This window comes from Myceligenerans crystallogenes (assembly GCF_039529775.1).
Lineage (GTDB): Bacteria > Actinomycetota > Actinomycetes > Actinomycetales > Cellulomonadaceae > Myceligenerans > Myceligenerans crystallogenes.
This window is the reverse complement of record NZ_BAAANL010000005.1, coordinates 222,676-233,218: the sequence shown is the minus strand read 5'-3', so window position 1 is coordinate 233,218 and position 10,543 is coordinate 222,676. Positions and strand designations below refer to the sequence as shown.

At 73.7% G+C, this 10,543-nt stretch carries 10 protein-coding genes; 3 read left to right on the top strand and 7 right to left on the bottom strand.

From position 1 onward, the window contains the following. Positions 1–121 precede the first annotated feature (121 nt). Together ABD208_RS13535 and ABD208_RS13530 are read left to right on the top strand one after the other, a co-directional pair. Entirely contained in the window at positions 122–811 is a 690-nt protein-coding gene (locus tag ABD208_RS13535) for a hypothetical protein (RefSeq protein ID WP_344103713.1), read from the top strand. Between the two features lie 338 nt (positions 812–1,149). Continuing rightward, positions 1,150–2,883, top strand: a complete 1,734-nt coding sequence (locus ABD208_RS13530) for a bifunctional 3'-5' exonuclease/DNA polymerase (RefSeq protein ID WP_344104154.1) — start codon at positions 1,150–1,152, stop codon at positions 2,881–2,883. Positions 2,884–3,073: 190 nt separating this feature from the next. On the opposite strand, the gene mtnN is transcribed toward ABD208_RS13530, so the two are convergent. The 7 genes from mtnN to ABD208_RS13495 form a co-directional block, all read right to left on the bottom strand. After that, positions 3,074–3,847 (bottom strand): 5'-methylthioadenosine/S-adenosylhomocysteine nucleosidase, encoded by a 774-nt coding sequence (gene mtnN, locus ABD208_RS13525; protein ID WP_344103711.1) that lies wholly within the window; start codon positions 3,845–3,847, stop codon positions 3,074–3,076. Next, the gene (locus tag ABD208_RS13520) at positions 3,844–4,314 is read right to left on the bottom strand and encodes an S-ribosylhomocysteine lyase (RefSeq protein WP_344103709.1); all 471 of its coding nucleotides are present in this window, start codon (positions 4,312–4,314) and stop codon (positions 3,844–3,846) included. Before ABD208_RS13520 ends, mtnN begins: the two co-directional genes overlap by 4 nt. Before the next feature lie 181 nt (positions 4,315–4,495). Continuing rightward, a complete protein-coding gene (locus tag ABD208_RS13515; RefSeq protein WP_344103706.1) occupies positions 4,496–5,914 on the bottom strand; it encodes a glycoside hydrolase family 10 protein in 1,419 nt (472 codons plus the stop codon). Positions 5,915–6,146: 232 nt separating this feature from the next. Next, positions 6,147–6,887 (bottom strand): histidine phosphatase family protein, encoded by a 741-nt coding sequence (locus ABD208_RS13510; protein WP_344103703.1) that lies wholly within the window; start codon positions 6,885–6,887, stop codon positions 6,147–6,149. Further along, positions 6,887–7,618, bottom strand: coding sequence for a zinc ribbon domain-containing protein (locus ABD208_RS13505; RefSeq protein ID WP_344103701.1), 732 nt, complete (start codon positions 7,616–7,618; stop codon positions 6,887–6,889). Before ABD208_RS13505 ends, ABD208_RS13510 begins: the two co-directional genes overlap by 1 nt. Before the next feature lie 42 nt (positions 7,619–7,660). Beyond that, positions 7,661–8,665, bottom strand: coding sequence for a Nif3-like dinuclear metal center hexameric protein (locus ABD208_RS13500; protein WP_344103699.1), 1,005 nt, complete (start codon positions 8,663–8,665; stop codon positions 7,661–7,663). A gap of 348 nt (positions 8,666–9,013) precedes the next feature. Next, positions 9,014–9,841 (bottom strand): YaaA family protein, encoded by an 828-nt coding sequence (locus ABD208_RS13495; RefSeq protein WP_344103697.1) that lies wholly within the window; start codon positions 9,839–9,841, stop codon positions 9,014–9,016. A 240-nt stretch (positions 9,842–10,081) separates the two neighbouring features. Between ABD208_RS13495 and ABD208_RS13490 the strand changes: the two genes are divergently transcribed. Then, a complete protein-coding gene (locus ABD208_RS13490) occupies positions 10,082–10,465 on the top strand; it encodes a tautomerase family protein (RefSeq protein WP_344103695.1) in 384 nt (127 codons plus the stop codon). Positions 10,466–10,543: the final 78 nt, after the last annotated feature.

Below are 10,543 nucleotides of genomic sequence, written 5' to 3'. Positions count from 1 at the left end.
CGTATCTGTGGCGCGATCTTTTCACCCGCGCTACGGTCGGCGCGGGCGCGGAAACTCGATCCCGGGTCCGGCAGGGGGGTGTGCTCGGCATGCCTCGGCACAGCAAGAGCGAGGAGTTGTCATGAGCAGCAACGAGTACGAGGGCCAGTCCAGCGAATTCGGCGGCGAGGGCCAGGAGAACACCGAGAACCCGTACGGCCAGCAGAGCGGGTCCGAGCTCGGCTCGGAGCAGGGCGGCTTCGGTTCGTCCGAGCCGTCGGAGCAGGGCGGCGAGTCCTACGGCCAGACGGAGCAGACCGAGGGCTCGGCCTACGGCGAGTCCCAGTCGGAGGGCGGCTTCGGATCGCCCGAGCAGGGCGCCGAGGGCGGCGAGTCCTACGGTGAGCCGCAGTCCGAGGGTGGCTTCGGGTCGTCGGAGACGACGTCGTCCGAGGGCGGCTTCGGTGCGCAGCAGAGCGCCGAGGGCGGCGACACCTACGGTCAGGACACCGCGTCCGACCAGCCGGCCGGCTCGTCGTACGGCGAGTCGCAGTCGGAGGGCGGCTTCGGGTCGCCCGAGCAGAGCACGGAGGGCGGCGAGTCCTACGGTGAGCCGCAGTCCGAGGGTGGCTTCGGCTCGCCCGAGCAGGGCACCGAGGGTGGCTTCGGCTCGCCCGAGCAGGGCGGCGAGTCCTACGGCCAGGGCGAGGGCGGCGCGCAGTTCGGCTCGCAGGAGTCCCCGGAGGGCTCCGAGTCGCAGTTCGGCGAGCAGCAGCCCGGTTCGGAGTTCGGCTCCGAGGAGAGCCAGGGCGAGGGCGGCCAGGGCTACTGAGCCCCACCGCCACGCGCGCTCACGGGGCCCTCGCCGTCGGCGGGGGCCCCGTTCTGCTGCCCGCATCGTTGGCCGAACCCGTTGTCGATGTCAGTGCCTGTCGCTGTCGTCTCCCCGTGCTCGCCTCCGGGCGAGTGGGTCGTGTCGTCGCGCTGTCTCCGTCGTCGATGTCAGTGTCTGCCGCTGCCATCTCCTCGTGCTCGGCTCCGGGCGAGTGCCTCGTACCTCGGCCCTCACCCTCCGCCGAACCCTTCGTCGATGTCAGACACCCGGGGCAGGATGGCCTCGTGCGAGTGATCCTGACCCGGGCAGGCGGCCAGCAGGCCGCCGTCGCGAGCATGCCCGAACCGGGCGATCTCCGGGCCGACGCCGCCGGGCCGCCGACGCCGCCCCGCTGGACCTGGGACGACACGAACCGCTGGTACCCGCGGCTGCTGTCCGACGGCGTGCGGGTCGAGCGCGCCCACGACCTCCGGCTCGCCCACGCGATCCTGCGCTCCTCCGACCTCTCCGCGGACACCACTCTGGCGACGGCACCACCGGGTCCGTGGGACGGCCTGCCGCCGGTGTCCCCGCCCCAGCCGGGAGGGGCCGCGCCACCGGACGCCCCGGCGACGCTGTTCGACCTCGGGCAGCCCGCGCCGTCGTCGTCGGACCCGGACGGTGACGGGCTCGACCCTGTCGCGGAACTGGGCGCGCAGCTCGACGCGATCGCGTCGAGCGCCGGCCCGGCGCGGCTGCGGCTGCTGGTCGCCGCGGAGTCGGCGGGGGCGCTCGCGGCGGCCGAGATGCAGCACGTGGGGCTGCCGTGGCGCACCGACGTGCACGACGAGATCCTCACCGAGGCGCTCGGCCCGCGGCCGCGTCCCGGCGAGCGGCCCGCGAAGCTCGAGGCCCTCGTGCACCGGATCCGCGAGGCGCTGGACGCGCCGCCGACGCTCAACCCGGACTCGCACCCGGACCTGCTGCGGGCGATGGAGTACGCCGGGGTGGGGGCGCGCAGCCTGCGCAAGTGGGAGCTGGAGAAGCTGGACCATCCCGTGGTCGCGCCGCTGCTGGAGTACAAGTCGCTCTACCGGCTGTACACGGCCAACGGGTGGAGCTGGCTCGACACCTGGGCGCGCGCCGGGCGGTTCCGCATGGAGTACGTGGTGGGCGGCGTCGTCACGGGACGCTGGGCGAGCACCGGCGGGGGCGCGCTGCAGCTCCCGCACAGCGTCCGGCGCGCGGTCGTGGCGGATCCCGGCTGGCAGTTCGTCGTGGCCGACGCCGCCCAGCTCGAGCCCCGGGTCCTGGCGGCCCTCGCCCGCGACGAGCACATGGCGGCGGCGGGCCGGGGCCCGGACGGGGGGACGAGCGCGGCGGCGGGCCCGGGCGCGGCGGCGAACGGGGCCGGCGGTGCGAGCGCCGGCGACGTCGACATGTACGCCGGGATCGTCGCCGCCGGGGTCGTCGAGACCCGGCAGCAGGCCAAGGTCGGGATGCTGGGCGCGATGTACGGCGGGACGACGGGCGTGTCGGCCCAGGTGATGCCGCGGCTCGCGAAGGCGTTCCCGCAGGCCATCGACCTGGTGGAGAGCGCTGCCCGCGCGGGGGAGCGCGGCGAGGTGGTGACCACGCGGCTGGGCCGCAGTTCCCCGCGGCCGGGTTCGGCGTGGGCTGCGACGCAGTCGCGCGCGTTCGACGAGGACGCCGGCGCCGACGACGCCTCCCGCGCCCGCTCGCAGACCCGCGCCTGGGGCCGCTTCACCCGGAACTTCGTGGTCCAGGGCACGGCCGCGGAATGGGCCCTGTGCTGGATCGCGTCCCTGCGCCGCCGCCTCTGGGCGCTCGGCACGGTCCCCGGCGACGCCGCCGGGCTGGCCCCGGCGCCCTTCGCCGACCGCCCGCACCTGGTGTTCTTCCTGCACGACGAGGTCGTGATCCACACCCCGGCCGCCCTCGCCGCCCAGGTCGCCGCCGAGACCCGCGCCGCGGCCGCCGAGGCGGGCCGCCTCCTCTTCGGCGACTTCCCGGTCACCTTCCCGGTCACGGTCGCCACGGTCGACAGCTACGCCGACGCCAAGGACTGAGCGGCGGCGCCGAGGAGCGGCTGGCAAAACCGAGGACGAACGACGCGCGCCGACCCGCCCATCGATCGCGGTCGGCACGGACCCGCCTATCGATTTCGACTGGCGCCGGCCCGCTCACCCATTCGGGCCGGTCCCGGAGATCGGCGCGGCGCGCTACCCCGGCGGGCCGGCCGCCGGGGTAGCGGAGACATCAGAGTCCGGCCAGGGCCGCCGTGACGACGCGGGCCGAACGGAGGGCGGCGTCGTCGACGTGGGTGAGGAATTCCGTGCCGTCGGGGGCGCACAGGTCGGAGACCCCGCGGATCGCGACGAACGGCGCGCCGTGGTTGTGGCATGCCTGCGCGATCGCCGCCGACTCCATGTCCACGGCCAGGACCTGGTCGAACGCCACGCGAAGGGTCTCGGCCAGGGACGTGGTGACGAACTGCTCGGAGGATCCGATGGTCCCCGCCAGCACCTTCTGGTCCTGTCCGGCGCCCGCGGCCGAGGCCGCCTCCAGCAGACCCGGGTCCGCCGCGTAGACGGCGGGCATCCCGGGCACCTGCCCGAGCCGGTAGCCGAAGGCGGTCGCGTCGGCGCCGGTGTTCACGTACGTCCGCCCGACGACGACGTCGCCGACGGCCACCGACGCGTCCAGCCCGCCCGCGCTCCCGGCGCTGATCACCGGGACCGTGCCGTAGGTGAGCAGCGCGCCGACCGCGGCGCCGGCCGCGTTGACGAACCCGATCCCGCTGCGCACGAGCGCGACGCGGCGCCCGCCCAGCTCGACGATCGTGTGCTCGGCGGCGCCGACGGCCTGGGAGACACCCGCCCCGGTCTCGGCCGGCGCGGCGTCGTCGGGCACGATGCCCTCACCGGGCGCGACGCCGCCGGTGACCCCGGCGAGCTCGAGGAACGGCGCCGCCTCGTCGGCCATGGCGACGATGACGACGGCCTGGACACCCGCCCCCGTCGTTGCCGTCACGCGAAGACCTGCGTCCACCGACCGCGCTCCGCGAGGAACGTGCGGGCGGCGTCCTGGGCGCCCTCCAGCGTGTGGTTCGCGCCCCAGCCGCACTGCACCTCGTTGGCGGCGGGCACCTCGTCGGCGGTGGTGACGTCGGTGAGCGTCGCCTCGATGAGGCCGAGCACCTCGTCCTCGGCGGGGTCGCCCTGGAGGATCAGGTAGAAACCGGTCTGGCAGCCCATGGGCGAGAAGTCCAGCACGCGGTCCGAGTGGTTGCGCGACTTCTCCGCGAACAGGTGCTCGAGCGAGTGCACCACCGGCATCTCCAGGTGCGCGACGTTCGGCTGGGCGAAGCGCACGTCGTACTTGACGATGACGTCGCCCGCGGGAAGCTGCTTGCGGTCGGCGAGCCGCACGTACGGGGCGGCCACGATTCGGTGGTCGAGGTTGAACGACTCGACATTCATGCGTGGTGTATCGGTCATGACCCAAACCCTACGTGCGCGGACCGCCGCGGCCGCGCCGTCCGCCCGAAGCGTCCACGGGCTGGAACGGCCACCGCGCGGCAGGCCCGCCCGCACGCGGCGGAGCCCCCGGCCGCAGGCGCGCTGCGGCCGGGGGCTCCACCCGGCGTCGTCGGACGACCGACGGGCAGTTACCGATCCGTCACGAACAGGTGACCGTCGACGACGACGGCGCCGACCCGTTCGCCGTGAACCCGTACGTGGCCGTCTGGCCCGCGCCCAGGTTCCCGTTCCACGACACGTTCCTGACGGTGTGCGTCGAGCCGGAGGAGGTCAGCGACCCGTTCCAGACCTGCGACAGGGTGGAGCCGGACAGCGTGAACTGCGTCGTCCAGCCGCTGATCGCCTGGTTCGCCTTCACCGACACCTCGGCCTGGTAGCCGCTGCCCCAGTTGTTGACGATCCGCAGCGTGGCCGCGCACGCACCGCTGGGCTGCGGCGTCGTGGGGCTCGCCGTCGGGCTCGCGGACGGCGTCGTCGGCGTCGGGCTCGGCGTCGTCGGCGTGGGCGACGGCGTGCTGGTGCTGCCCGCGTTCAGGGCCTCGAGGGTCGCCGTGTAGGCGGCCTTCTTGTTGCCGTTGCCGTCGAACAGCAGCGGCGTGCCGGAGGCGCGCCACGAGTCCGTGTCACGCACGCCCCACACCGTGATGCCGTTGCAGCGCGTCACGGCGAGGCAGTCCTGGACGACCTTGCGGTACGTCTCGGCCTGCGTGGTGCCCGAGCCCTCGATGTCGAGCTCGGTGATCTGCACGTCCACGCCCAGGTCGGCGAAGTTCTGCAGCGTGGTGCGGTAGTTGCTCGGGTACGGGCTGCCCGAGTTGAAGTGGGACTGGAAGCCGACGCAGTCGATGGGCACGCCGCGCGCCTTGAAGTCCTTGACCATGTTGTAGACGCCCTGGGTCTTCGCCCAGGTCCAGTTGTCCGTGTTGTAGTCGTTGTAGCAGAGCTTGGCGCCCGGGTCGGCGGCGCGGGCCGTGCGGAACGCGACCTCGATCCAGTCGTTGCCCGTGCGCTGCAGGTTCGAGTCGCGGCGGCCGCCGCCGGAGTCGGCGTAGGCCTCGTTCACGACGTCCCAGGAGTGGATCTTGCCCTTGTAGTGGCCGGCGACGCCGTTGATGTGGTTGATCATCGCCTGGCGGAGCGTCGAGCCCGACATGTTCTGCATCCAGCCGGGCTGCTGGGAGTGCCACGCCAGGGCGTGGCCGCGGACCTGCTTGCCGTTCTGCAGGGCCCAGTTGAGGATGCGGTCGCCGTTGGTGAAGTTGAACTGGCCCTGGGAGGGCTCGGTGGCGTCCATCTTCATCTCGTTCTCGGCCGTGATCATGTTGAACTCACGGTTCGCGATGTTGATGTAGGTCGAGTCAGACATCCTGCTCGCGGAGATGGCGGTACCGAAGTACCGGCCGGACTGGGCGGCCGCGGCCCCCAGGGTGCTCTCCGCGGCCTGAGCGGTCGTGGACAACGCGACCCCGCCGGCAAGCGTGGTCGCCAGGGCGACGACGCCGGCGACTCCGGCCGTCAGGGCTGCCCGACGCCGTGACGGCGCGGTGCGATGCTTCATTTCGTCCTCCTCGTCGAGGGTTCGGTTCCTGGCCCGCCCAAGGACGGACCAGGGCATCGCACCGGCGGGAAGGAGGATGGCCGGTGCGATGCCCTGGCCCGTGTTCGGGAGGGCCATGTAGCACGAAGCCTGCCCCGAAAACGTTATCCACGCGACTGCCCTAAACGCTTCGCGCGCAAAGGGCGGCCGTCCGGCGTGATGACGGTCGTTTCCCGAGGTCAGCGACCGTGGGTCAGCTGTCCGTCGGGAAACCGACCGTCGTCACCTCGGAGGCGCCGTCGGCCCACAACCGCAGCACCGACAGGCTGGCCGGGGGGATCCGGATCCGCGACCAGTGCGACGCGGGAGCTCCCATCGCCTGCCCGACGGCGGTGCGGATCTGCGCCGCATGCCCGACGACGACGACGGTGCGCCCCACCCCGCCGGAGACGAGCTCCTGCATCCCGTCCCAGACCCGCGCGCCGACCTGCGCGTACGACTCCCCGCGCGGCGGCACGAACGTGCCGGTGCTGTGCCACAGGTGCAGCTCCCCGGGCCAGCCCGCCTCGATCTGCGCGGCGGTCAGGCCCTCCCAGTCGCCGAACCGGCACTCGGCGAACTGCTCGTCCTGCGTCACGGGCAGCCCGAGCCGGCGTCCGACGGCCGCCGCCGTCTCCTGCGTGCGCACCATCGGCGAGGCGACGACGGCGCTCGGCTGCGGCACGTCCGGCCACAGCCCGCGCACGTCCCGTCCGATCCGGAACACGGCGTCGGCCGCCTCCGCCGCCTGTCCCCGCCCGCGCGCCGACAGCGCGGGGCCGGGCACGTCGGAACCCGAGTAGGCGCCGGCCTCCGTCATCGGCGTGACGCCGTGCCGCACCAGGACGGCGGTCAGCGGCAGCGCGCCGTCGAACCGGCTGACGGAGCCGGGCGGACGCCGCATGTGGGTGTCATAACCCGGGGCGGCCTGCGTGGGGTCGGGTGCGGCCGCCATCAGGCGTTCCGCACGAGGATCCGGCCGCACTCCTCGCACGTGACGACCTGCTCGGGAGCCGCGGCCCGCGCGGCGGCGAGGTCGCCCGGCGGGAGCTCGAGACGGCAGCCCTCGCAGCGGCCCTCGCGCAGGGGAGCGGCGGCCATGCCGCCGGAGTGGGCGCGGATGCGCTCGTACATCGCGACCAGGCCGGCGTCCAGCTCGCCGGCCAGGACGGCGCGCTCCGCGGTGACGTTCTTCGCGTCGGCGTCGAGGCCGGCCCAGGCGGTGTCCCGGTCCGCGATCGCGGCGTCGCGGTCCGCGACGAGCGTGTCGTGCGCGGCCGTGACCTTGGCCAGGGCCTCCTCGTGCGCCTCGAGCCGCTCCATGACGTCGAGCTCGACCTCCTCCAGCACGGCCTGGCGCGTGGCGAGGGAGGCGATCTCGTCGGTGAGCGCCACCGCGTCCTTCGCCCCGACCGACCCGGTGTCGAGCCGCTGCTGATCGCGCGCGGACCGGGACCGCACCTGTTCCACGTCGGTCTCCGCCTTGGTCAGCTCCCGGCGCAGATCCGCGACCGCGGTGCGCGATTCGACGAGCGAGCCGTTCAGGTCCTTGATCTGCCCTTCGAGCTCCTGGATGCGGGCCAGCGCGGGGTGGTTGCGCCGGGAGTGCGCGAGCTGCTGGAGGCGGGTGTCCAGGGCCTGGACCTCCAGGAGTTTGCGCTGGTCGTCGGGGGGAGCTGTGGGCATGTGCGGGTTCCTCTCGCCAGGGTCGTACCGGTCCGAGACACGCTACCGCGCCACGCCGGTCCAGGGGTCCGTGACGACCTCGCTGATACGTGTGCGCACGGGCGGCAGCCCGGCCGAGCCGAGCCCGGCCGCGAGATCCTCGGCGGCGTACCGGAGCCAGGGCCACTCGCTGGCGTAGTGCGCGGTGTCGACGAGGAAGGGGGTGCCGGGGCGGTCCGGGCGGCGCGGGCGTCCGGCTGTGCTCGCTTCGAAGGCCGCGCGTTCGCGCAGCTCGGACGCGGGGTGGTGCCGCAGGTCGGACGTCACGTACACGTCGACGCCGGCCGCGCGGACGTCGTCGAACAACGAGTCGCCGGATCCGCCGACGACGGCGGCCGTGCGGACCAGCGCGTCCGGGTCGCCGGAGAACCGGATGCCCTGGGCGGTCGCGGGCAGGACGTCCCGGACGCGCCCGGCGAACTCGCGCAGCGTGACGGGCTCGGCGAGGGTGCCGACGCGGCCGATGCCGATCGCGGCGTCGTCGGCCCTGGAACCGGGCGCGTTACCGCCGACGGCGGCCCTGGAACGGAGCGCGCCGCCGACGACGGCTCTGGAACCGGGCGCGCCGCCGCTGGCGGCCCCGGAGGAGCCGGACGCGTCGCCGGCGGCGGCCCTGGCGACGAGCGGACGGCGGTCGGTGATCCCGACGAGATCCGCGAGCGCGTCGGCGACGCCGCGCGGGGCGGAGTCGGCGTTGGTGTGCGCGACGTGCAGCGCGCAGCCCGACGTGACGAGCCGGTGCACCACGGACCCCTTGAACGTGGTGGCGGCCACGGAGTGCACGCCGCGCAGGAACAACGGGTGATGCGTGACGAGCAGGTCGGCGCCCCACTCGAGCGCCTCGTCGACGACGTCGGCCACGGGATCGACGGCGAACAGCACCTTGCGCACCTCGGCCCCGGGATCCCCGGCCACGAGCCCGACGGCATCCCACCCCTCCGCCGTCGAGGGCGGGTACAACGACTCGAGGACGCCGACGACGTCGGCCAGCGTAGGCGCACTGCTCACGACGGCGAGCCTACGCCAGGCGCCCCGGCCGCGACGTTCTGGCTCGACGACGAGGCCTCGTGCGGCCGCAAGGCTGCGGCCCGGCTAGGAGATCTCGTCCCGCCAACGAGGTTCCGGCTCGGCAACGAGGTTCTGGCTCGACGACGAGGCCTGGCGCGGCTGCAAGGCTGCAGCCTGGCCAGGAGATCTCGTCCCGGCAACGAGGTTCGGGCTCGGCGGCGGGGTCCTGGTTCGGCAACGAGGTCCGGTGGGCGACCACGAGGTTTCCGTTGCCGCACTCGGCCGATGCGTCGGGAAGCTCGTGGTCGCACGTGAACCTCGTGGTGGGCTCGCCGCGGCGGGGCCGGATCAGGCCAGGACGAGTTCCAGGGTCTGCGGGCCGCGGGATTTCGCCGGGGTGAGGGTGGCCTCGATCAGGGTCTGGGTGTTGCCTGTCGTGATCTCCGTGAGGATGACCTGGTTCAGCAGTTCGCGGGCAGCCTCCAGGACCTCCGCGGCCGACGTCGGTTCCGCGGGGCGGCGCAGCAGGTGGCCCGCCAGGACGCCGCGGGTGTGCTTGGCGTTGTGGGAGACCACCGCACGCTTGCCGGCCGTCTCACGGACCACGCGGACCGTGACCCACTCGGCGGCGTCGTCCCCGGTCGTGGCGGGTTTCCAGGCCGCGACGTACGTCGCGGAACGGCAGTCGACGACGACGTCGCCCATGGCCCGCGGCCCCAGCTCGGCGGCGAGGTGGGGCTGCCAGGACTTCGCCAGCGGGCCGACGTCGGGCAGCGACACCCCCATCGACAGGCGGTACGGGGGGATGTGGTCGCCGGGCGCGACCGCGCCCCACAGGCCGGAGAAGATGCGGACCGTCCGGGCGGCGCGCTCGGCGGCGTCGGCGGGCAGGGTCGCGAGGCCGGCGGCGGCGTACAGGACGCCGGTGTAGACCGTGGCGGCCGGGCCCGCGGGGGCGTCCTTGAGGTGGGCGTTGCGGGCGACGTCGTCGGCGAGATTGGGGCTGACGCCGAGGAGGTCCGCGGCGTCGTCGCGCACGGAGACCGCGGCGAGCGCGTCGAGTACCTGACGGCGGTGGGCGGTCAGGCCAGGATGCGCGAGCGCGGAGAGGTCCACGGGCGCGGCGCCGTCGGCCGCGGGCGTCTTGCCCTTGGACGGCGGGAGGAGGAGAAGCACCGGACGAGTTTACGGGGGCGGTTGCCGTGGGTCTCGTGTGGTCTGTGGTCTGTCCGTGGCCCTGTGGCCCTGTGGCCCCGTAGCTCGTAGCTCGTAGCGCGTGGCGCGTGGCGCGTGGTCCGTGGTGCGTCGTCGGTGGTCCGGCCGTGCATCGTCCGCCGGGCGGTGCCGGGCGGGTCCGGCTCAGGTGCTTGCGTCCACCGGGGCCCGTGAGCGGGCCGCACCAGTAGGGTTTCGGTCATGGTGCAGGTCAAGGTGTACGGGAACCGGTCCGCGTGGCGCTCGCGGAGGGACGAGCTCTCCGACGCCGTGCACGCGGCGCTCGTCGGCGCGTGGCGCATCCCCGAGGACAAGCGGTTCCACCGCTTCTGCTGGCTGGACGACGGCGACCTGGTCGCCCCGCGCTCCGACGCCTACCTGATCGTGGAGATCGACTGCTTCGAGGGCCGCACGCGCGAGGCCAAGCGGGAGCTGATCAGGGCGATGTACGACGACGTCGCGCCGGGACTCGGCCTGGCGGCCGACGACCTGGAGCTGGTGATCCGGGAGAGCCCGCGGGAGAACTGGGGCATCCGAGGGATGTCCGGCGACGAGCTGAAGCTGGGCTACCGCGTAGAGGTCTGACACCCCGACCGTCAGGACGTTCACGCCACCGAACCCCACATTGAACTTGGCCTCAGTAGAACTTCAGACCCCCGAAAG

Bases quoted from the DNA above. Each gene is read 5' to 3' on its own strand.
- ABD208_RS13520 (WP_344103709.1), bottom strand. From the start codon at position 4,314: ATGACCGATACACCACGCATGAATGTCGAGTCGTTCAACCTCGACCAC.
- ABD208_RS13490 (WP_344103695.1), top strand. From the start codon at position 10,082: ATGGTGCAGGTCAAGGTGTACGGGAACCGGTCCGCGTGGCGCTCGCGG.
- ABD208_RS13535 (WP_344103713.1), top strand. From the start codon at position 122: ATGAGCAGCAACGAGTACGAGGGCCAGTCCAGCGAATTCGGCGGCGAG.
- ABD208_RS13505 (WP_344103701.1), bottom strand. From the start codon at position 7,618: ATGCCCACAGCTCCCCCCGACGACCAGCGCAAACTCCTGGAGGTCCAG.
- ABD208_RS13510 (WP_344103703.1), bottom strand. From the start codon at position 6,887: ATGGCGGCCGCACCCGACCCCACGCAGGCCGCCCCGGGTTATGACACC.
- ABD208_RS13530 (WP_344104154.1), top strand. From the start codon at position 1,150: ATGCCCGAACCGGGCGATCTCCGGGCCGACGCCGCCGGGCCGCCGACG.
- ABD208_RS13515 (WP_344103706.1), bottom strand. From the start codon at position 5,914: ATGAAGCATCGCACCGCGCCGTCACGGCGTCGGGCAGCCCTGACGGCC.